The sequence below is a fragment of the Massilia pseudoviolaceinigra genome (assembly GCF_030846505.1).
GTDB classification, from domain to species: Bacteria; Pseudomonadota; Gammaproteobacteria; order Burkholderiales; family Burkholderiaceae_D; genus Telluria_A; species Telluria_A violaceinigra.
On record NZ_JAVCWL010000007.1, the window covers coordinates 193,139 to 213,283 of the forward strand.

Sequence of the window (20,145 nt, forward strand, 5' to 3'; positions counted from 1 at the left end):
TCTGGCGGCACGTAGCGCCGCATAACAAGAGCTAGGAAATCACATGCAACGTAAATCCATCGACGTCTGGGTCGGCCTGTTTGTTCTGCTGGGTCTGGCAGCGCTGCTGTTTCTGGCCCTCAAGGCCGGCAATATGAGCACATTGTCCTTCGGCAAGACCTACCTGGTCACGGGCAAGTTCGACAATATCGGCGGTCTCAAGCCGCAGGCGCCGGTGAAAAGCGCCGGTGTCGTGGTGGGGCGCGTGGGCGATATCAAGTTTGATGACAAAACGTATCAGGCGCTGGTAACCTTGGAACTTGAGACGGGCTATAACTTTCCTAAAGATAGCTCTTTGAAAATCCTGACGGCCGGCCTGCTCGGTGAACAGTACATCGGTATTCAAGCAGGTAGCGACGATGCCAACAAGCTGGTCAATGGTGACCGGATTAACAGTACCCAATCTGCCACCGTGCTGGAAGACCTGATCAATCAGTTCATCTACAGCAAGGCGGCTGACGGAAAGGAATAAGAGCAATGACATTACCGAAGCCGAACCGCGCCCTGAACTGGCGCGTCAGCGCTGCCGCTCTGGTGGCCATTGCCACCCTCAGCGGTTGCGCCACCAACAACCCGCGCGACCCGCTCGAGCCGTTCAATCGCACGGTGTTCAAGTTCAACGACGCGATCGACCAGGCTGCGCTGAAACCGGTCGCGACCGCCTACAAGAAAGTCGTGCCGAGCTTCATGCAGACCGGCGTGAACAATTTCTTCGGCAACCTGTCCGACGTCTGGACCGGCGCGAATAACTTGATGCAAGGCAAGGGCGAACAAGGCATGTCCGACTGGACCCGCGTTGCCCTCAACTCGACCTTCGGCATCGGCGGCCTGTTCGACATCGCTTCCGAAGCCGGTTTGAAAAAGCACAATGAAGATTTCGGCCAGACCCTCGGCTACTGGGGCGTGCCAAGCGGCCCGTACCTGATGCTGCCGCTGCTGGGCCCATCGACCGTGCGCGACACCAGCGGCTTGCCGGTCGACATGGCCGCCAACGGCTGGTCCTACGTCGATCCATCCTCCACCCGTAACATCGGCACCGCGCTACGCGTGATCGATGGGCGCGCCAACATCCTGGACGCCTCGAACCTGATGGAAGAAGCCGCACTCGACCGTTACGAATTCATCCGCGACGGCTTCCTGCAGCGCCGCCAGGGACAGGTGTTCGATGGCGAATCCTCGCGCAAGGCCCTGAAAGCGTCCAGGGACGAGCCGGCCGACGCGAAAAGCATCCGCGCCGCCTATGCCGATGATGACGCTGCGCCTGCTGCGCCTGCTGCGCCTGCTGCGCCTGCTGCGCCGGCCGCCACGGCGACCGCGCCAGCGCCGACCCCAGCTGTCGCACCGGCTGTGTCATCCGAAACGCCCTCGAAGTAGTTAACCGCTAAACTGGACCGTCATCGGACGGTTCAGCCGGTCTGAACACAACCTTATCGAAAAGAGCTTATGAAACTGATTAAACAACTTATCGCCCTCGCGACCGTGGCCATTGCCACCAGCGCCACCGCTGCCGCTCCTGCCGAAGCGCCGGACGCGCTCGTCAAACGCATCAGCGCCGACGTGATCGACACCGCCAAAGCCGACAAGGATATCCAGGCCGGCAACCAGAAAAAGGTCATGGACTTGGTCGAAAGCAAGATCTTGCCGCACGTCGACTTCCAGCGCATGACCCAGCTGGCCGCCGGCCGTGCCTGGCGCGATGCCACCCCGGAACAGCAAAAGCAGCTCTCGAACGAGTTCCGCACCCTGCTGATCTTCACGTACTCGGGCGCGCTGTCGCAGATCAAGAATGAAACCGTCGAGTTCAAGCCGCTGCGCGCCGCGCCGGAAGACAAGGAAGTCGAAGTGCGTTCGCAAGTGAACGTCGCGCGCGGCGAGCCGGTCACCCTGAACTATCGCCTGGCCCAGTCCCCGACCGGCTGGAAGATTTTCGACATCAACGTGCTGGGTGCGTGGCTGGTGGAAACTTACAAGGGCACCTTCGCATCGGAAATCAACAAGTCCGGCATCGATGGCCTGATCAAGACCCTGGCCGAGCGCAACAAGAAGCTGGCTGCCAAGCCGCTGGCCAAGCCTATCAAATAAGATGGTTCAAACCAACAAGCTCGAGAACATCGATACCCTGACCGTGCACAACGCCAAGGCGGCACTGGTGCAGGGTTTCGATGCGATCAATGCGGGCCAGACCGTGTTCGATTTCGGCTCCGTCAAGGTTGCCGATTCGTCCGCGGTCGCGGTCCTGCTCGCATGGCAGCGCGCCGCGCGCACCGCCGGCGTGGTGCTGTCCTATGTCAATCTTCCGGTCAGCCTGAAAAGCCTGGCCGCGCTGTACGGCGTCGATGCCTTCCTGGTGGACACTCCCGCCAACCTGCACCACCATTGATCCTGCCTTCGGGGAGGCGCATCCGCCTCCCCACTCCCCCTGCCTGTAACTCCGGGCAACTCTGTTTCCTCCGATTTCCCCTATAATTGACGGCTCACCCCGCAATGTCCGTGCATGCTGTATAGACATTTGCTCACTCAAAAAGACGCATGACAGCGATTCAAATTACCAACGTCGAGAAAAGCTACAAGGCCCTCAAAGCCTTGGGTGGCGTCTCCCTGACGATTGAAGAAGGCGAGTTCTTCGGCCTGCTCGGACCGAACGGGGCCGGCAAGACCACCCTGATCTCCACCATCGCCGGCCTGATCCGCCCCGATGCGGGCACGGTCGCCATTCACGGCCACGATGTCGTCACCGACTTTCGCCAAGCGCGCAAGAAGCTCGGCGTGGTGCCGCAGGAACTGGTGTTCGATCCCTTCTTCACGGTGCGCGAAACCTTGCGTCTGCAGTCGGGCTACTTCGGCCTGAAAAACAACGACAAGTGGATCGATGAGGTCATGGGCAACCTGGACCTGACCAACAAGGCCGATGTGAACATGCGCGCGCTCTCGGGCGGCATGAAGCGGCGCGTACTGGTGGCCCAGGCCCTGGTCCACAAGCCACCCGTGATCGTGCTCGACGAGCCGACCGCCGGTGTCGACGTCGAACTGCGCCAGACGCTCTGGAAGTTCATTTCGCGCTTGAACAAGGAAGGCCACACCGTGGTCCTGACCACCCACTACCTGGAAGAAGCGCAAGCCATGTGCCAGCGCGTGGCCATGCTCAAGGGCGGCAAGGTGGTCGCGCTCGACACCATGTCGGCCCTGATCCGCCGCATCTCCGGCTCGCAGCTGATCGTGCACCTGGCCAGCGGCAGTCTGCCGGACGACCTGCGCCACCTGGTGTCGCACGATGAACATGACAATGGCAGCGGCATGAAGTACAGCCTGCGCGTGAACGAATACAGCGAAGTCGAACAGATTCTGGCGCGCCTGCGCGAGTCCGGCGCCGTCATCGACGAAATGCAGCTGCAGCAGGCCGACCTGGAAGATATCTTCCTGCAGATTATGGACAAGGGCGCGCTATGAACATGTTCTCGGTGGGCTTCCAGACCCTGCTCTACAAGGAAATGCTGCGCTTCTGGAAGGTCGCCACGCAAACCGTGGCCGCCCCGGTCCTCACGGCCATGCTGTACCTGCTGATCTTCGGCCACGTGCTCGAAGGGCACGTCAACGTGCGCGGCGTGAACTACACCGCCTTCCTCATTCCCGGCCTGGTGATGATGAGCGTGCTGCAGAATTCCTTCGCCAATTCCTCGTCCTCGCTGATCCAGTCCAAGATCACCGGCAACCTGGTGTTCATTTTGCTGCCGCCGCTGTCGCACTGGGAGATTCTGTCGGCCTACGTGCTCGCTTCCGTGGTGCGCGGCCTGACCGTCGGCGCCGGCGTGTTCATCGCCACCGTGTGGTTCGCCAAGCTCTCGTTCGCCGCGCCCCTGTGGATCCTGGCGTTCGCGCTGCTCGGCGCCGCCATCCTCGGCACCATGGGCGTCATCGCAGGCATCTGGGCCGAAAAATTCGACCAGCTGGCCGCCTTCCAGAACTTTTTGATCATGCCCGCCACGTTCCTCTCCGGCGTGTTCTACTCGATCCACTCGCTGCCGCCATTCTGGCTCACCGTGTCGCACTTCAATCCGTTTTTCTACATGATCGACGGCTTCCGTCACGGCTTCTTCGGCCAGTCCGACGTCTCGCCGTGGACCAGTCTTGCGATCGTGTCGGCCTTCTTCGCGGCCCTCGCGGGTATCGCCATCAACCTGCTCAAGCGCGGCTACAACCTGCGCCACTAATCAGAGGAATTTATCGTGGCTACCACACCAGAACTCATCCACGGCTACATCAGCGCCGGTCTCGAATGCACCCACCTCGAAGTGGAGGGCGACGGCCAGCACTTCACCGCCGTCATCGTCTCGCCCGCGTTTGCCGGCAAGCGAGCGATCCAGCGCCACCAGATCGTCTACGCGGCGCTGGGCGACCGCATGCGCGAAGAAATCCACGCGCTGTCGATGAAAACGCTCACCCCCGAAGAATACCAAGGATAAAAGGATAAATAAGCATGGACAAGCTCCAAGTGGTCGGAGGCAAGCGCCTCGAAGGGGAAATCGTCATTTCGGGCGCCAAGAACGCGGCCCTGCCGATCCTGTGCGCCGGTTTGCTCACCTCGGGCGACCTTGAACTGTCGAACGTGCCGCGCCTGCACGACGTCAAGACCATCCTCAAGCTGCTGGCCCAGACCGGCCTGACGGTGTCGCAGGACGACGAGCGCGTCACCCTCAACGGCAGCGCCATCACCATGCTGGAAGCGCCCTATGAGCTGGTCAAGACCATGCGCGCCTCGATCCTGGTGCTCGGCCCCCTGCTGGCGCGCTTCGGCGAAGCCAAGGTCTCGCTGCCGGGCGGCTGCGCCATCGGTTCGCGTCCGGTCGACCAGCACATCAAGGGCTTGCGCGCGCTCGGCGCCGAGATCACCATCGAAGGCGGCTACATCTACGCCAAGTGCAAAAAGCTCAAGGGCGCGCGCATCCGCACCGACATGATCACCGTCACCGGCACCGAGAACCTGCTGATGGCGGCGACCCTGGCCGAAGGCGAAACGGTCCTGGAAAACGCCGCGCGCGAGCCGGAAGTGACCGACCTGGCCAACCTGCTGGTGGCCATGGGCGCGAAGATCGAGGGCATCGGCACCGACCGCCTGGTGATCCAGGGCGTAGCCGAACTGCACGGAGCCAAGCACGCGGTCATTTCCGACCGTATCGAAGCGGCCACGTTCCTGTGCGCCGTGGCGGCCACCGGCGGCGACATCCTGCTCAAGAATACCCGCACCGACTACTTCGACGTGGCGCTCGACAAGCTGCGCGAGATTGGTCTTGTGATGACCATGGGTCCCGCTTCGATCCGCGCGCAGATGGGCGGCCGTCCCAAGCCGGTGTCGTTCCGCACCACCGAATACCCGGGCTTCCCGACCGACATGCAGGCCCAGTTCATGGCCGTGAACACCATCGCCTCGGGCGCGAGCCGCATCACCGAGACGATCTTCGAGAACCGCTTCATGCACGTTCAGGAAATGAACCGTCTCGGCGCCTCGATCCAGACCGAGGGCAACACCGCCCACGTCAAGGGCGTGGACCGGCTGGTGGGCGCGCCCGTGATGGCGACCGACCTGCGCGCTTCGGCCTCGCTGGTGATCGCCGCCATGGCCGCGCAAGGCACCACCATCATCGACCGCATCTATCACCTCGACCGCGGCTACGACCGCATGGAAGTGAAGCTGTCGGCGGTGGGTGCCAACATCGTCCGCATCAAGTAAAGAAGCCAGAGAAAATATCGATGAGTACATTCAGTAACCCGGCCAACTCCCTGATCCTGGCGCTGTCGAAGGGCCGCATCTTCGACGACACCATGCCGCTCCTCGCGGCGGCCGGCATCACCGTCACCGAAAATCCGGAGACCTCGCGCAAGCTGATTTTGGCGACCAACGATCCGCACGTGCGCGTCATCATCGTGCGCGCGTCCGACGTGCCGACCTACGTGCAGTACGGCGCCGCCGATTTCGGCGTGGCCGGCAAGGACGTCCTGCTCGAGCATGGCGGTGAAGGCTTGTACCAGCCGATCGACCTGAACATCGCCAAATGCCGCATGTCGGTGGCGGTGAACGCCGGCTTTGACTACGACAAGGCGGTGCGCCAGGGCGCGCGCCTGCGCGTGGCCACCAAGTTCGTCCAGACCGCGCGCGAGCACTTCGCCGCCAAGGGCGTGCACGTTGACCTGATCAAGCTGTATGGCTCGATGGAGCTGGCACCGCTGGTGGGCCTGTCGGACGCGATTGTCGACGTGGTTTCCACCGGCAGCACCCTGCGCGCCAACAACCTGGTCGAAGTCGAAGAGATCATGGACATCTCCTCGCGCCTGGTCGTCAACCAGGCCGCGCTCAAGCTCAAGCGCGAGCGTTTGCAACCGATTCTCGAGGCGTTCGAACGCGCGTCGCGATTGAACAACCAAGCTTAAAACTCACACCAACATGACCATTCAGATCCGCCACCTCGACTCCGCCCAGCCGGACTTCAAACAACGCCTCGAGACCCTGCTGGCCTTCGAAGCGTCCACCGATGAAGCGATTGAAAAATCGGTGGCGGCGATCCTGCATGATGTCAAACACCGGGGCGACGACGCCGTCCTCGAATACACCAACAAATTCGACCGCATTCCCGGCGGCGCCGCCAGCATGGCCGCCTTCGACGTGCCGCAAGCCGAACTGCAGGCCGCATTGCGCGCCCTGCCGGCAGCCCAGCGCGTGGCGCTGGAAACGGCGGCCGAACGGATTCGCGTCTTCCACGAGCGCCAGCGGGAAGAACTGCGCGGCTTCACCTACACCGAGCCGGACGGCACGGTGCTGGGCCAGAAAATCACGCCGCTCGACCGGGTCGGCATCTACGTCCCGGGCGGCAAGGCGGCGTATCCGTCGTCGGTGCTGATGAATGCCGTGCCGGCCAAGGTCGCCGGGGTGGCTGAAATCATCATGGTGGTGCCCACGCCCGACGGCGTGAAGAACCAGATGGTGCTGGCCGCCGCCGCGATTGCGGGCGTCACGCGCGTGATCACCATCGGCGGCGCCCAGGCAGTGGGCGCGCTGGCCTACGGCACCGCCACCATCGCCCCGGTCGACAAGATCGTCGGTCCCGGCAATGCCTACGTGGCCGCGGCCAAGCGGCGCGTGTTCGGTACCGTCGGCATCGACATGATCGCCGGGCCGTCCGAAATCCTGGTGCTGTGCGACGGCACCACCGACCCGGACTGGGTCGCGATGGACCTGTTTTCGCAGGCCGAGCACGACGAACTGGCGCAGGCGATCATGCTGTGCCCCGACGCGGATTACATCGCCAAGGTCGAAGCGAGCATCCACAAGCTGCTGCCGACCATGCCGCGCGCGGACACCATCCGCACCTCGATGACCGACCGCGGCGCGCTGGTCAAGGTGCGCGACATGCAGGAAGCGTGCGACATCGCCAACGCCATCGCCGCCGAGCACCTGGAGATTTCGGCCGAGGACCCGCAGCAGTGGGCCGACCGCATCCGCCACGCCGGCGCCATGTTCCTCGGGCGCTTTTCGTCCGAGTCGCTGGGCGACTACTGCTGCGGCCCGAACCACGTGCTGCCGACCTCGCGCACCGCGCGCTTTTCGTCGCCGCTGGGCGTGTACGACTTCCAGAAGCGCTCGTCCGTCATTTTCGTGAGCGAAGAGGGCGCGCAAACGCTCGGCAAGGTCGCGGCCGAACTGGCCTACGGCGAAGGCTTGCAGGCGCATGCCCGCAGTGCCGAACTGCGCTTGCGACCGGCGCTATGAGCGACTGGCTCAATCAGGTGTTTTGCGAGGATGCGCTGGCCGGACTGGCGCGCATCCCGGACGGTTCCATCGACCTGATTCTGACCGATCCTCCGTATAACCTCGGCAAGGACTACGGCAACGACTCCGACCAGCAAAGCGTGGCCGATTACCTGGCGTGGACCGAGCAATGGATCTCGAAGGCGCTGCCCAAGCTCAAACCCAACGGCAGCCTGTACATCTTTCTGACGTGGCGCTTTTCGCCCGAGATTTTCGTCATGCTCAAGCAGCGCATGACGATGATGAACGAGATTATCTGGGACCGGCGGGTGCCGTCGATGGGCGGCAGCGTGAGAAGTTTCAGTTCGGTGCACGACACGATCGGTTTCTTCGTCAACCGCAAGGATTACTACTTCGACCTGGACGCGGTGCGCATTCCCTACGACGCGGCGACCAAGAAAGCCCGTTCGCGCTCGATTTTTGTCGGGGCGAAGTGGCTCGAAGTGGGGTACAACCCCAAGGATTTGTGGAGCGTCTCGCGCCTGCACAAGGAACACCCGGAGCGGGCCGATCATCCGACCCAGAAGCCGCTGGAAATCATCGAGCGCATGGTCAAGGCCTCGTGCCCGCCGGATGGCGTGGTGATGGATCTGTTCATGGGCAGCGGCACCACGGCCATGGCCGCGAAACGCTGCGGGCGCAATTTCGTCGGCTTCGAGCTCAATGCCGCGTATTGCGAGATTATCGCAGCGCGACTGGCGTCGTCGCCGGAGCAGGAAATGGTCAAGAAGCGCAAGCCGGCCAAGAAGACTGTGCAGGCTGAAAATGTGTAGCGTCGATCCCGCCACCACCAACGGTAACTTAAGGAGCAAAGCAGCATGAGTTTCATCGACACGCTGATCGCCAACACGATCCGTCCCGAGGTCCAGGCCGACCATGCCTACATCGTCCCCGACGCCGACGGCTACATCAAACTCGACGCGATGGAGAACCCATACTCGCTGCCTGCCCACCTGCGCGAAGAACTGGGCCATCGCCTGGCCGCCGCGGTCCTGAACCGCTATCCGCTGCCCAGCAACGCCACGCTCAAACACAAGATCTGCACCCGCCTGGGCGTGCCGGGCGGCTACGACGTCATCCTCGGTAACGGCTCCGATGAACTGATCTCGATCATGGCCACCGCCGTTGCCGGCGGCGCGCGCCGTCCCGTGATCCTGGCGCCCACGCCCGGCTTCGTGATGTTCTCGCGTTCCGCCATGCTGGCCGGTGCCCACTTCGTCGGCGTGCCGCTGCGCGCCGACATGACGCTCGACAAAGCCAGCATGCTCGCCAAGATCGCCGAGCACAAGCCCGCCCTGGTGTTCCTGGCCTACCCGAACAACCCGACCGGCAACCTGTTCGACCCGGCCGAGATGGTCGAGATCATCCGCGCCGTCGGCGACACCGGCATCGTCGTCGTCGACGAAGCCTACGGACCGTTCGCGCGCACCTCCTTCATGGAGCGGTTGCCCGAGTTCGAGAACATGGTCGTCATGCGCACCGTCTCGAAACTGGGCCTGGCCGGTATCCGCCTCGGTTACATGGCGGCCGCGCCCAAGCTGCTGGCGCAGTTCGACAAGGTGCGCCCGCCGTATAACATCAATGTGCTGACGCAGACCGCCGCCGAATTCGCGCTCGATCACCTGGAGGTGTTGAACGACCAGGCCACCCTGTTGATCGCCGCGCGTGAACAGCTGGCGGCCGACCTGGCCGCGCTGCCCGGCGTGACGGTATTTCCGTCGGCCGCCAACTTCCTGCTGGTGCGCCTGCCCGATGCGGATGCGTCCTGCGCGCGCCTCGACGCGGACAAGGTCATGATTAAAAATGTGAGTAAAATGCACGGATTGGGCGGATGCATCCGCGTGACCGTGAGCACACCTGAAGAAAATGCCATTTTCCTGGATGCCATCAAGGCATCGCTGACTTCGCACTAACCGAGCCTCCCATGACCCGCACCGCAGACATTACGCGCAACACCAACGAGACGCAAATCCGCGTCGCGATCAACCTCGATGGCACCGGCCAGCAAAAGCTCAATACGGGCGTGCCTTTCCTCGACCACATGCTCGACCAGATCGCGCGCCACGGCCTGATCGACCTCGATATCGAATGCGTGGGCGACCTGCATATCGACGCCCATCACACCGTGGAAGACACCGGCATCACGCTCGGCATGGCGGTGGCCAAGGCGATCGGCGACAAGAAGGGCATCCGCCGTTACGGCCACGCCTATGTGCCGCTGGACGAAGCGCTGTCGCGCGTGGTGATCGATTTTTCCGGCCGTCCGGGCCTCGAAATGCACGTGCCGTGGAAGCGCTCGATGATCGGCAATTTCGACGTCGACCTGGCGCATGAGTTTTTCCAGGGGTTTGTGAACCACGCGCTGGTGTCGCTGCATATCGATAACCTGCGCGGCGAGAACGCCCACCATCAGTGCGAGACCGTGTTCAAGGCATTCGGCCGCGCGCTGCGCATGGCTGCGGAACTCGATGCGCGCTCGGCGGGCACGATCCCTTCGACTAAGGGTAGTCTGTAACCCTGGCACTGGTGCATGTTCCTGCCGCTATCTCCGTCGTTCCCGCGCCAAGGCGGCACTCGGCGGGAATCCATAGCACCTTCTATTCGCCAAGGTGCTATGGATCCCCGCCTGCGCGGGGAAGACGGTGGTCTGGTGAAGCCGGCGGCTCGTGCTTGTTCTTCACAAAAAACTGAATTGCTATGAATAAAATTGTTGTGGTCGATTACGGCATGGGCAATCTGCGTTCGGTGGCGCAAGCCCTGCGCGCCGTCGCTCCCGAAGCCGAGGTGCTTATTTCCGGCGATGTCGCCGCGATCGATTCCGCCGACCGGATCGTCCTGCCCGGGCAGGGCGCCATGCGCGACTGCATGGCCAGCCTGCGCCAGTCCGGCGTCGAGGAAGCTCTGCTGCGCGCCGCCAAGACCCGTCCCGTGATGGGCGTGTGCGTCGGCGAGCAGATGCTGTTCGACTCAAGCGAGGAAGCCGACACCCCCGGTCTGGGCCTGTTGCCCGGCAAAGTGGTGCGCTTCCAGCTCGATGGCCGCCTGCAGCCGGACGGTTCGCGCTTTAAAGTACCGCAAATGGGCTGGAACCGCGTCAGACAAGTGCGCCAGCATCCGCTGTGGCAGGGTATCCTCGACGATAGCTACTTCTATTTCGTGCACAGCTACTATGTCCAGCCTGACGATGCCAGCCTCACCGCCGGCGAAACCGATTACGGCGCGCCGTTCTGTTGCGCCGTCGCCCGCGATAATATTTTCGCGACCCAGTTCCACCCGGAGAAAAGCGCCGGCGCGGGGCTGCAGATGTACAAGAACTTCGTTCACTGGAATCCCTGATTGTCACTCAATCACCTAATCATCCAACCCAACTAAGCGATAAGCGATAACCGATCATGCTGCTCATTCCTGCCATCGACCTCAAAGACGGTCACTGCGTTCGCCTCAAACAGGGCGATATGGAACTTGCCACCGTCTTCTCCGAAGACCCCGCCGAGATGGCGCTGCACTGGCTCAAGCAGGGCGCGCGCCGCCTGCACCTGGTGGACCTGAACGGCGCCTTTGCCGGCAAGCCGAAAAACGAAGCCGCCGTCAAATCCATCCTGCAGGTGGTGCAGGAGTTCGCCGTCGATAACGATATCGACGAAATCCCCGTGCAGCTGGGGGGCGGCATCCGCGATCTCGACACCATCGAGCGCTATCTCGACGACGGCATCAGCTACATCATCGTCGGCACCGCCGCCGTTAAAAATCCCGGCTTCCTGCACGATGCCTGCGGTGCCTTCCCGGGCCACATCATCGTCGGCCTGGACGCCAAGGACGGCAAGGTCGCAACAGACGGCTGGAGCAAGATGAGCGGCCACGAAGTGATCGACCTGGCCACCAAATTCGAAGCCTACGGCGTCGAATCGATCATCTACACCGACATCGGCCGCGACGGCATGATGGGCGGTATCAATATCGAAGCGACCGTCAAGCTGGCCCAGGCCGTGCGCATTCCGATCATCGCCTCCGGCGGCCTGCACAACCTGGGCGACGTCGAAGCGCTGTGCGCGGTGCAGGACGAAGGCATCGAGGGCGTGATCTGCGGACGTTCGATCTACGAAGGCACGATCAACCTGGCCGATGCCCAGGCCCGCGCCGACGAACTCACCGAAGGCGACCTGGCGTAAGCCGGAAGAACACACCATGCTCGCAAAACGCATCATTCCCTGCCTCGACGTGACCGACGGGCGCGTCGTCAAGGGCGTCAATTTCACCGAGCTGCGCGACGCCGGCGACCCGGTCGAAATCGCGCGCCGCTACGATGAGCAGGGCGCCGACGAGATCACTTTCCTCGACATCACGGCGTCCTCCGACGACCGCGACCTGATCCTGCACATCATCGAAGCGGTGGCCTCCACCGTGTTCATCCCGCTCACCGTGGGCGGTGGCGTGCGCAAGGTCGAAGACGTGCGCCGCCTGCTCAACGCCGGCGCCGACAAGGTCAGCATGAACAGCTCGGCCGTGACCAATCCAGACCTGGTGTTCGAGGCCTCGCAAAAGCACGGCTCGCAGTGCATCGTGGTGGCGATCGACGCCAAGCAGACCGCGCCCGGCAAGTGGGAAGTGTTCACCCATGGCGGGCGGCGCGCCACCGGCCTCGATGCGGTCGCCTGGGCGATGAACATGGAGCGCCTGGGCGCTGGCGAAATCCTCCTCACCAGCATGGACCGCGACGGCACCAAGGTCGGTTTCGACCTGGGATTGACGGCCGCCGTGTCGGGCGCGATCGGCATTCCCGTGATCGCGTCCGGCGGCGTGGGCGGCCTGCAGGACCTGGCCGACGGCATCAGGATCGGCAAGGCCGATGCGGTCCTGGCAGCGAGTATTTTTCACTATGGGCAGCACACGGTCGGCGAAGCCAAGCGCTTCATGGCCGCGCAGGGCATTCCCATGCGTTTGGAGTAGACCAACATGATCATGCCTGCCGTAACAAGTAGCGCGGCCAATTTCAGCTGGCTGAAAAAGGTCAAGTGGGACGAGAACGGCCTGGTGCCGGTGATCGCCCAGGAAGCCGGTTCGAACGATGTGCTGATGTTCGCCTGGATGAACCGCGACGCCTTAGCGCGCACGGTGGAACTGGGCGAGGCCGTGTACTGGAGCCGCTCGCGCAAGAAGCTGTGGCACAAGGGCGAAGAGTCGGGCCACATCCAGAAGGTGCTGGAAATCCGCCTCGACTGCGATGAAGACGTCATCCTGCTGAAAATCGAGCAGGCCGGCTCAATCGCCTGCCATACCGGGCGCCATTCATGCTTCTTCCAGAAGTTCGACGGCGACGCCAAGACCGGCGACTGGCAGGTCACCGACCCCGTGCTGCAGGATCCGGAAACGATTTACACCAATCCCAAAAAGAGCACACCATGAGCCAGACCCTTGCCCGCGTGGCGCAAACGATCGAATCGCGCAAGCTGGAAAACGGGGGCGATCCCGCCACTTCCTACGTGTCGCGTCTGTTTTCCAAGGGCGACGATGCGATCCTCAAGAAAATCGGCGAAGAAGCCACCGAGCTGGTGATGGCCGCGAAAGACGCGCGCGTCGATGGCGACGCTTCCAAGGTGCTGTACGAATGCGCCGATCTGTGGTTCCATTCGATGGTGCTGCTGGCCAAATTCGACCTGAGCCCGCAGCAGGTGCTCGATGAACTGGCGCGCCGCGAAGGCTTGTCGGGCCTGGCCGAAAAAGCCGCCCGCCCGAGCTGAAGCGCGACCACTGCCAACCCCAACAACGGAAACCATCCATGACCGACTGCCTCTTTTGCAAAATCGCCGCCAAGCAAATTCCTTCCAGCATAGTCTATGAAGATGACGAGTTGCTGGCATTTAAGGATATCCACCCGGCCGCGCCGGTGCACCTGCTGGTCATTCCCAAGGTGCACGTGGCAACTTTGTCCGAGTGCAACGAAACCCATGGCGCACTGCTCGGCAAGATGCTGGCGCTGGCGCCCAGGCTGGCCAGGGAGCATGGCTGCGAGGTCACCTACGATGCCGACGGCAAGCCGGCCGGCGGCTACAAGACCCTCATCAACAGCGGTCCGGACGGCGGCCAGGAGGTCTACCACCTGCACCTGCATATGTACGGCGGCGCGCGTCCGTGGCCCGGCCAGCGCTGACAATGCGGCAGGAAACCCCGGCATCGCGTAGAATACCGGCGTAAGCTTTCACGAATTCGGGCGCGCGCGCCTCGCGAGGAGAAAATGATGGGTGGACTGAGTGTTTGGCATTGGCTGATCGTGTTGCTTGTCGTTGTGCTGGTTTTCGGAACCAAGAAACTTGGCAACATGGGTGGCGATATTGGCAAGGCCGTCAAGGGCTTCAAGGATGGCGTGCGCGGCGAGGACGACAAGCCGGTCGCGCCGGGCACGGTAGTGGAGAAGACGACCATCGACGCCGAAGCGAAAGAGAAAACGAAGTTCTGATCACCGTGCGTGCCCGCGCACGTCCGCTAACAGACACTTCCAGACGCCATGATCGATCTTGGACTTTCTAAACTCGCCATCATTGGCGTCGTTGCACTTGTCGTCATCGGCCCTGAAAAGTTGCCCAAGGTGGCACGCATGGCGGGGACCCTGTACGGCCGCGCCCAGCGCTACCTGCACGACGTCAAGTCCGAGGTGAGCCGCGAAATCGAGCTCGACGAACTGCGCAACCTGCAAAAGGAAGTGCAGGAGACGGCCCAGTCGATCAAGGATAGCGTCGAAAACACCATCGCCCAGAACATCGATGATGTCGATGCCGCCTGGCGCGACCTGCCTTCGTCGACGACACCAAGCGCGACCATGGGCGACCTCGAACGCAAGGCGCGCGATTTCCGCCGCAAGAAGCTGGTGCGCAATTCTGCCGTGCCGGGCTGGTACAAGCAGCGTCACGGCGGCAAGGCCCACATCATGTCGGGCGCCGCGCGCGTCAAAAAATTCCGCCCGCGTTCCACCACCACCCGCTCGTTCTTCTAACCTTGTTCCCCTAACTTTCAATGACCGATAAAGCTGCGGGCGAAGAGACCTTTATCTCTCATCTGGTCGAATTGCGCGACCGCCTGATCAAGGCCACCATCGGCGTTGCCATCGTTTGCGCCGCGCTGATGCTCTGGCCCGGGCCGGCCCGAATTTACGACATCATCGCCGAACCGATGATCGCCTCGCTGCCGGCCGGCTCGAAGATGATCGCCACCGGCGTCATTTCGCCCTTCCTGGTGCCGATGAAGGTGACGCTGGTGCTGTCGCTGATCCTGGCGCTGCCATGGGTGTTCTACCAGGTCTGGGCGTTCGTCGCCCCCGGCCTGTACCAGCACGAAAAACGCCTGGTGCTGCCGCTGGTGGTGTCGTCCTCGGCGCTGTTCATGAGCGGCGTGGCGTTCTGCTACTACTTCGTGTTCGGGCGCGTGTTCAAGTTCATTTCCGACTTTTCGCCCACCTCGATCGCGGTCACGCCCGACATCGAGAACTATCTCGATTTCGTCATGTCCATGTGCCTGGCCTTCGGCGCGACCTTCGAGGTGCCGGTGGTGGTGGTGATCCTGGTGCGCATGGGCATCGTCAGCGTGGCCAAGCTGAGGGAAATCCGTTCCTACGTGATCGTCGGCGCATTCGTGATCGCGGCCATCGTCACGCCGCCGGACGTGGTCAGCCAGTTTGCGCTGGCCATACCGATGTGGCTATTGTTCGAGCTGGGCCTGCTGGTGGCGCCAGCGTTCGTGCGCGCCACCCAGGCGCCGCAAGAGCCGGTGTAACACGGCGCCGCCGCTCCCGCGGCGGCGCCGCTAGTCCTAGCGCGTCAGGTACAGCACCGTCGCTTCGCTCCCATCATCGCTTCCCACCTGCGTTGCCGTCATGTTCGGTATCGCTGCACCCACATTGGCCAGCACGGCTCCCAGTGAACTTTCCAGCAGATCGGCACTGGTCGGATTCATTTCGACGCGGCAGGTTTTAGTGCGGCATTCGAGCCGCCGCACCTGCGATTCGAGCTCGGCATTCGTGCGCGCCAGCGCTGCGCGCACGGCGGACGTCGCATACATGCTCCACGCCGGGTCGGTCTGCTCGGCACGGAACATGGTTTCGGCCGGCGCCACCGCCGGCGTTTCGGCCATCTGCGCCATTGCCGCCCCGGCGGGGGGCGCGCTGATGGGCGCGCGTGTCAACATCATGCGCAGCTCGGCCACTTCGCGCCGCAAGCTGGCCACTTCCTGGCGCAGCTGGGCGATGTCGTTCAGTGGCGGCGCGCCGGGCGGCGCTGGCGCGGCGCGCACCGGTGGAGGTGCGGGCGCTGCCGCGGGCCGCACAGGCTCGGGCGCCGGCGCGGAAGGAGTAACCGGGAGTGCCTGCTGCCGCGCTGGAGACGCTATGTCGTCGCCGCCGCAGCCGCCCAGCGCGGCCAGCAGCATTGTTGTGGGAATCAGTCGCATCATGGGTCTTCCTTCGGGCGGTGTGGATGGTGCATGGTCCTGCTCCTTGATGGCCTACTGGCAGCGCAGCAGGCGCAGTTGTCCCAGCACGGGCAAGCCGGGAATGGCGCCCACCGGCGAAGCGGTGCGCACCAGGTCGACCTCGATGAAGTAGCTGTTGGCGTTGAAGTTGAGCGCGACGCAGTTGGTCAGGTAGCGCGTTTGCGGGGTCGCCGCCGGTGCGTAGCTGTTGCTCGACAAGCTAGCCAGCGTGGTCAGCACGCCCGTGGCGGTATTGTGCGCGCGCAGGCGCGTGCGCACCTCCGAGTAGATGCCGTTGTCGGTGAAGCGCGCGCCCAGGTACACGCCCAGGAGGCCGTTGCCGTCCCAGGTATCGTGCACCTGGTAGCGGATGGTGCAGCTCAAGGCCGTGGCGCCGCTGACCAGGCCGGCATCATTGTTGTTGAACGATACGCGGCCAGTGCACAGTTCGTCCGGGGTGCCGGTCGATCCCACGGACGACCAGTTGCTGCTTGCCAGCGCCAGGCCGGGAAAGGCCAGTGCGATCACGGCGAGTGCCGCGCCCAGCCGTGTGCGGCTCGTGATGTGTGGGCGTGGAAATGGAAGATGGGTAGACATGATGGCTCCTTGGCATGAAGTCGGGCGCGCGCCGGCGTCGTAACGACGAGGGCCACGCCGATACTTCCAGCCTAGGAGCCGCAGCCCGCGTGCGCGTGAGATGCATCAATCGTCCCCGGTCTGAATCGGCCATCGGCGCGGCCTGTGCCAAACAAGCTGCGTGCACGGCCCACTTGATGCATGCGGGTATCGCTTGCGGGCGTGATGGTTTGAAACAGCTTGGCAAGCGGTAAGGTAAGATGGATTTATTCCTGTCCCGTTTGCGATCCGATGCGTTCAGCTGTTCTGTTTCTCGGTGTCCTTTTTCCCATGCTGCTGGCGTCCTGCCGCGAGCACACCCCCGCGCCCGCTGCCGCGCCGGCAACACCTGCCGCTGCGCGCGTCGCGGCCGCTGAGGCCAAGGCCGCGGCCGTGCCCGCGCCACTGCCGCCCACGCCGGAAGAACTGGAAGCCGGGGCAGCCGCCCTGCGCGAGCGGGCCGTGCTGATGCACGCCATCTTCGGTACGAAGTTCAACCCGGCCGCCAACGAGGCCCCGATCGAGATGCGGGCGCCGGACGAGCCGGACTTGAGCATGTACACCATCGAGCCGGTGGCCCATGCCTTCCTGCCCAACGGCGACGCCGCGCTGGTCGCCAATGCCCTGATCGTGCGGGCCGACCGCGATGGCATCCGCGTGCATACCGACGGCGGGCTGCTCAACGTCTTCATCCTGCGCAAAGCCGATGGCCGCTGGACCTTGCTCAAGCACCACGCCAACGTGGCGCGCCTGGGCACCTGGGAGCGCATCGGCACGGCCAAATTCATGCACCTCGCGCCCGGCAAGCCGGGGCTGGCCATGTTGTACGGCAGCGCCTTTCAAGGCTATGTCGATCGCTACCTGTCCCTGTTCGACCTGGGCGCCGCCGACCTGCGCGACCTCACCGGCGATGGCATTGCCGTGTCGGCCAGCGCGCTCGCTTGCGAGCCGGCCGACACGGAGACGTGTTACGACGTCACCTCGGGCTGGCGCTTCGCCGTGTCCGCCAGCGGCGCGGCGTATAACGACCTCGTGTTCCAGTTCCGCGGCGAAGAAGACAGCAAGAAAGACGTGCGCAGGAAGGGTGGGGAAGGGCCGCGGCTGGCGTCGGACATCACCCGCCTGGACGGCGCGGCCCGCTATGCCTATGACGGCAAGACATACGTCCTGGTCGAAGGCAAGAACCTGGCCAAGAGCCATTAAGGCCAGTGGCCAGCGCTGCTTATGGGCAGTTGCCCACCACGTAATGCCCGGCCGAGATTTGCGCCAGCGTCTGGATGTAGAACAGATTGTCCAATCCCATGTTCTGGTTCGATCCATTGGCCAGCGCAAAGCCGCCGCTGTCATGCGCGCGGCCTGCCTGCACGTGGGCAAAGTTGCTGGCCGTGACCGTGCTGCAGGTAAAGCCGCTGGTGGTGCTGGCGCTCACGCTGGCCGACAAGCCGCTTTCCACCCCATTCGCCACCGATGACGCCTGGTACGCGTAGGTGCTCGACGCCGTCAGCCCGGTATCGGTGTAGCTCGTGGCGCTCACCGGCGCCGGCGTGGCCTTGCTGCCGTTGCGGTAGACGTTGTATCCGCCCGCGCCATTGGCCGCGCTCCACGCCAGCGCGATGCTGCTGGCGCTGGCGCTGCCGGCCTTCAGGTCGGACGGCGGCAGCAGCGCCGGCGCCGGTCCCACCAGGAACTGCGGCAAGTGGCAGGGCGCCGAGGTCTTGCCGGTACCGGCATCGGTGGCCGTGACGGTGCCGCTGTAATAGCCATTGGCCAGCGCATAGCCGATGCTGAAACTGGCGCCGCTGCCGGCCGCCGCGTCGTCGACGGCGGTGGTCCCGTTGAGCACCACGCGGTAGCTGCTGATCGTGCCGGCCGTGTCAACGGCGGCGCCGCTGATGGTGGCGGCGTTGCCCGACACGGTTGCCTTGCAGGCGGTCATCACGGGCGCGGCAATGCTACTGGCGCGCACATTGTTCTTGAACCAGAAATCCATCACGAAGGCCGGGTAATTGACCTTGGTGGCGTCCACAAAATGGTTGTTCTGCCCGCCGGGACCGGCGGGCCAGGCGTGACCCATGCCGGTAACCGAGATTTCCGACGTGCGCAGCTTGCCGTTGCTGTCGGTGTAAGGCGTATTGCTGCCCCCGCCCGCCACGGTGACGGTCGCTCCGCGCGAAAAACTGCCGCCGTAGGCGATGCGCATGGCCCCGGCGTCGATCGGGCCGTAGGCCGGGGCCACGGTGTAATCGCTGGTGCCCCAGATGACGCTGGCGATCTGGGTGGCGAACTTGCTTTGCTGGGCGCCGGCCAGGGCCGTGCACTTGTTGGCCGCCGTGCTGGCGTTGAACCCGGATGGCACGCTGCCGATCTGCATGATGGTGGTGCCGGGCGGGGGCCCCGCGTTGATGCCGATGCCAGCGAATACATCCGGCGCCAGGCAGCCCAGCACCATGGTCTGGCCGCCGCCCGAGGACAGGCCGGTCACGTAGACCTGGTTCGGATCGATCGCATAGCGCGCATCGCTCACGAAGCGGCTCACCAGGTTCAGCAGCACGCCATCGTGGCCGCTGGCGCGGTTGTGGTTGGTGAGGCTGTAATCCCAGCAATGGCTGCCGGACACATTGCCAGTGGCGTTCGGGGCCAGGATCACGGCCCCGTACTGATCGGCCACGCCTTTCCAGTTGAAGCCCTTGTCGGAACCTGAATCGATGACGTCGCCGGAGGCGGATTGCTGGCAGCCATGCAGCACCATGACCAGGGCGCGCTTGCCGCCCAGCACAGGCTGGCTTGCCGGCCAGTAGAAATAGCCGCTCAGGTTGCCGCCGTTGACGCTGTCGGCGCCCCAGGTCTGGTTGCCGCTCCAGGCGCCGGGGCCGGCCTGGACCTGGGCCAGCGCGGCCGCTGGCAGGCAGAGCAGGAAAGAAGCCGCGCAGCGGCCGAGAGATGTGTTGATTGCCATGATGTCTCCATTTTTCTATATTGAAAATACGGGAAGGCTGCGGGTGCTTGCAGGGAAGAGCTCGGGTGTAGGCGTGGAGGGGGTGCCGCGCGGGGCGGCCAGCCATCGGGACGGTTCACGGGAAGTAACAGCCGGAAATAATTCTACCGGAGCGGCATCATGAACACGTCGGCCGCGGCGGAGCATCCTGGCACGATGCCTGTGCGTAATTGCACAGGGGCTACAGCAGGCGTGCGCGATGTGAGGCACAATGACAAGCCGCGCGGCCGTCCGGCCGCGC

General features: G+C 63.7%; 26 protein-coding genes. 23 read left to right on the top strand and 3 right to left on the bottom strand.

What is annotated here, in order from left to right; genetic code table 11:
* Window positions 1-43 precede the first annotated feature (43 nt).
* The 22 genes from mlaD (at window position 44) to tatC (ending at window position 15,601) form a co-directional block, all read left to right on the top strand.
* Window positions 44-511: an outer membrane lipid asymmetry maintenance protein MlaD gene (gene mlaD, locus RBA40_RS09270; protein WP_099872988.1), complete on the top strand. Its 468-nt coding sequence runs from the start codon at window positions 44-46 to the stop codon at window positions 509-511.
* 5 nt (window positions 512-516) lie between these two features.
* Window positions 517-1,413, top strand: a complete 897-nt coding sequence (locus RBA40_RS09275; RefSeq protein ID WP_306647643.1) for an MlaA family lipoprotein — start codon at window positions 517-519, stop codon at window positions 1,411-1,413.
* A 69-nt stretch (window positions 1,414-1,482) separates the two neighbouring features.
* The gene (locus RBA40_RS09280; RefSeq protein WP_099872984.1) at window positions 1,483-2,121 is read left to right on the top strand and encodes an MlaC/ttg2D family ABC transporter substrate-binding protein; all 639 of its coding nucleotides are present in this window, start codon (window positions 1,483-1,485) and stop codon (window positions 2,119-2,121) included.
* Window position 2,122: 1 nt separating this feature from the next.
* On the top strand, window positions 2,123-2,419 hold the full coding sequence (locus RBA40_RS09285) for an STAS domain-containing protein (RefSeq protein WP_099872983.1): 297 nt from the start codon (window positions 2,123-2,125) through the stop codon (window positions 2,417-2,419).
* A 149-nt stretch (window positions 2,420-2,568) separates the two neighbouring features.
* On the top strand, window positions 2,569-3,486 hold the full coding sequence (locus RBA40_RS09290) for an ABC transporter ATP-binding protein (protein ID WP_306647644.1): 918 nt from the start codon (window positions 2,569-2,571) through the stop codon (window positions 3,484-3,486).
* Entirely contained in the window at window positions 3,483-4,247 is a 765-nt protein-coding gene (locus RBA40_RS09295) for an ABC transporter permease (protein WP_306647645.1), read from the top strand. Before RBA40_RS09290 ends, RBA40_RS09295 begins: the two co-directional genes overlap by 4 nt.
* 15 nt (window positions 4,248-4,262) lie before the next feature.
* Window positions 4,263-4,499, top strand: coding sequence for a BolA family protein (locus RBA40_RS09300; protein ID WP_306647646.1), 237 nt, complete (start codon window positions 4,263-4,265; stop codon window positions 4,497-4,499).
* Window positions 4,500-4,513: 14 nt separating this feature from the next.
* Window positions 4,514-5,764: a UDP-N-acetylglucosamine 1-carboxyvinyltransferase gene (gene murA / locus RBA40_RS09305; RefSeq protein WP_306647647.1), complete on the top strand. Its 1,251-nt coding sequence runs from the start codon at window positions 4,514-4,516 to the stop codon at window positions 5,762-5,764.
* 20 nt (window positions 5,765-5,784) lie between these two features.
* Window positions 5,785-6,462: an ATP phosphoribosyltransferase gene (gene hisG, locus RBA40_RS09310; protein WP_099872977.1), complete on the top strand. Its 678-nt coding sequence runs from the start codon at window positions 5,785-5,787 to the stop codon at window positions 6,460-6,462.
* A 13-nt stretch (window positions 6,463-6,475) separates the two neighbouring features.
* A complete protein-coding gene (gene hisD / locus RBA40_RS09315) occupies window positions 6,476-7,798 on the top strand; it encodes a histidinol dehydrogenase (protein ID WP_306647648.1) in 1,323 nt (440 codons plus the stop codon).
* Window positions 7,795-8,610, top strand: coding sequence for a DNA-methyltransferase (locus RBA40_RS09320; RefSeq protein ID WP_306647649.1), 816 nt, complete (start codon window positions 7,795-7,797; stop codon window positions 8,608-8,610). The genes hisD and RBA40_RS09320 overlap by 4 nt, the downstream gene beginning before the upstream one ends.
* Window positions 8,611-8,655: 45 nt before the next feature.
* Window positions 8,656-9,750 (top strand): histidinol-phosphate transaminase, encoded by a 1,095-nt coding sequence (gene hisC / locus RBA40_RS09325; protein ID WP_306647650.1) that lies wholly within the window; start codon window positions 8,656-8,658, stop codon window positions 9,748-9,750.
* An 11-nt stretch (window positions 9,751-9,761) separates the two neighbouring features.
* On the top strand, window positions 9,762-10,352 hold the full coding sequence (hisB, locus tag RBA40_RS09330; RefSeq protein ID WP_099872969.1) for an imidazoleglycerol-phosphate dehydratase HisB: 591 nt from the start codon (window positions 9,762-9,764) through the stop codon (window positions 10,350-10,352).
* 182 nt (window positions 10,353-10,534) lie between these two features.
* On the top strand, window positions 10,535-11,173 hold the full coding sequence (hisH, locus tag RBA40_RS09335; RefSeq protein WP_306647651.1) for an imidazole glycerol phosphate synthase subunit HisH: 639 nt from the start codon (window positions 10,535-10,537) through the stop codon (window positions 11,171-11,173).
* A gap of 56 nt (window positions 11,174-11,229) precedes the next feature.
* Entirely contained in the window at window positions 11,230-12,006 is a 777-nt protein-coding gene (gene hisA / locus RBA40_RS09340) for a 1-(5-phosphoribosyl)-5-[(5-phosphoribosylamino)methylideneamino]imidazole-4-carboxamide isomerase (protein WP_306647652.1), read from the top strand.
* A 16-nt stretch (window positions 12,007-12,022) separates the two neighbouring features.
* On the top strand, window positions 12,023-12,784 hold the full coding sequence (gene hisF / locus RBA40_RS09345; protein ID WP_306647653.1) for an imidazole glycerol phosphate synthase subunit HisF: 762 nt from the start codon (window positions 12,023-12,025) through the stop codon (window positions 12,782-12,784).
* Window positions 12,785-12,796: 12 nt separating this feature from the next.
* Window positions 12,797-13,240 (top strand): phosphoribosyl-AMP cyclohydrolase, encoded by a 444-nt coding sequence (gene hisI / locus RBA40_RS09350; protein ID WP_306647675.1) that lies wholly within the window; start codon window positions 12,797-12,799, stop codon window positions 13,238-13,240.
* Entirely contained in the window at window positions 13,237-13,575 is a 339-nt protein-coding gene (locus RBA40_RS09355; RefSeq protein WP_306647654.1) for a phosphoribosyl-ATP diphosphatase, read from the top strand. Before hisI ends, RBA40_RS09355 begins: the two co-directional genes overlap by 4 nt.
* Before the next feature lie 38 nt (window positions 13,576-13,613).
* On the top strand, window positions 13,614-13,985 hold the full coding sequence (locus tag RBA40_RS09360) for a histidine triad nucleotide-binding protein (RefSeq protein WP_306647655.1): 372 nt from the start codon (window positions 13,614-13,616) through the stop codon (window positions 13,983-13,985).
* An 87-nt stretch (window positions 13,986-14,072) separates the two neighbouring features.
* Window positions 14,073-14,291, top strand: a complete 219-nt coding sequence (tatA, locus tag RBA40_RS09365; protein ID WP_306647676.1) for a Sec-independent protein translocase subunit TatA — start codon at window positions 14,073-14,075, stop codon at window positions 14,289-14,291.
* 48 nt (window positions 14,292-14,339) lie between these two features.
* Window positions 14,340-14,825: a Sec-independent protein translocase protein TatB gene (gene tatB / locus RBA40_RS09370; protein ID WP_099872957.1), complete on the top strand. Its 486-nt coding sequence runs from the start codon at window positions 14,340-14,342 to the stop codon at window positions 14,823-14,825.
* Window positions 14,826-14,845: 20 nt separating this feature from the next.
* Window positions 14,846-15,601: a twin-arginine translocase subunit TatC gene (tatC, locus tag RBA40_RS09375; RefSeq protein ID WP_306647656.1), complete on the top strand. Its 756-nt coding sequence runs from the start codon at window positions 14,846-14,848 to the stop codon at window positions 15,599-15,601.
* A gap of 36 nt (window positions 15,602-15,637) precedes the next feature.
* On the opposite strand, the gene RBA40_RS09380 is transcribed toward tatC, so the two are convergent.
* Together RBA40_RS09380 and RBA40_RS09385 are read right to left on the bottom strand one after the other, a co-directional pair.
* Window positions 15,638-16,276, bottom strand: a complete 639-nt coding sequence (locus RBA40_RS09380) for a hypothetical protein (RefSeq protein WP_306647657.1) — start codon at window positions 16,274-16,276, stop codon at window positions 15,638-15,640.
* Between the two features lie 51 nt (window positions 16,277-16,327).
* Window positions 16,328-16,891: a hypothetical protein gene (locus tag RBA40_RS09385; protein WP_306647658.1), complete on the bottom strand. Its 564-nt coding sequence runs from the start codon at window positions 16,889-16,891 to the stop codon at window positions 16,328-16,330.
* 270 nt (window positions 16,892-17,161) lie between these two features.
* Here RBA40_RS09385 and RBA40_RS09390 point away from each other — a divergent pair, with 270 nt between their 5' ends.
* On the top strand, window positions 17,162-18,112 hold the full coding sequence (locus tag RBA40_RS09390; RefSeq protein ID WP_306647659.1) for a hypothetical protein: 951 nt from the start codon (window positions 17,162-17,164) through the stop codon (window positions 18,110-18,112).
* Window positions 18,113-18,131: 19 nt separating this feature from the next.
* Here RBA40_RS09390 and RBA40_RS09395 read toward each other — a convergent pair whose 3' ends face one another.
* Complete coding sequence (locus tag RBA40_RS09395) at window positions 18,132-19,865, bottom strand: extracellular catalytic domain type 1 short-chain-length polyhydroxyalkanoate depolymerase (protein WP_306647660.1); 1,734 nt, start codon at window positions 19,863-19,865, stop codon at window positions 18,132-18,134.
* Window positions 19,866-20,145: the final 280 nt, after the last annotated feature.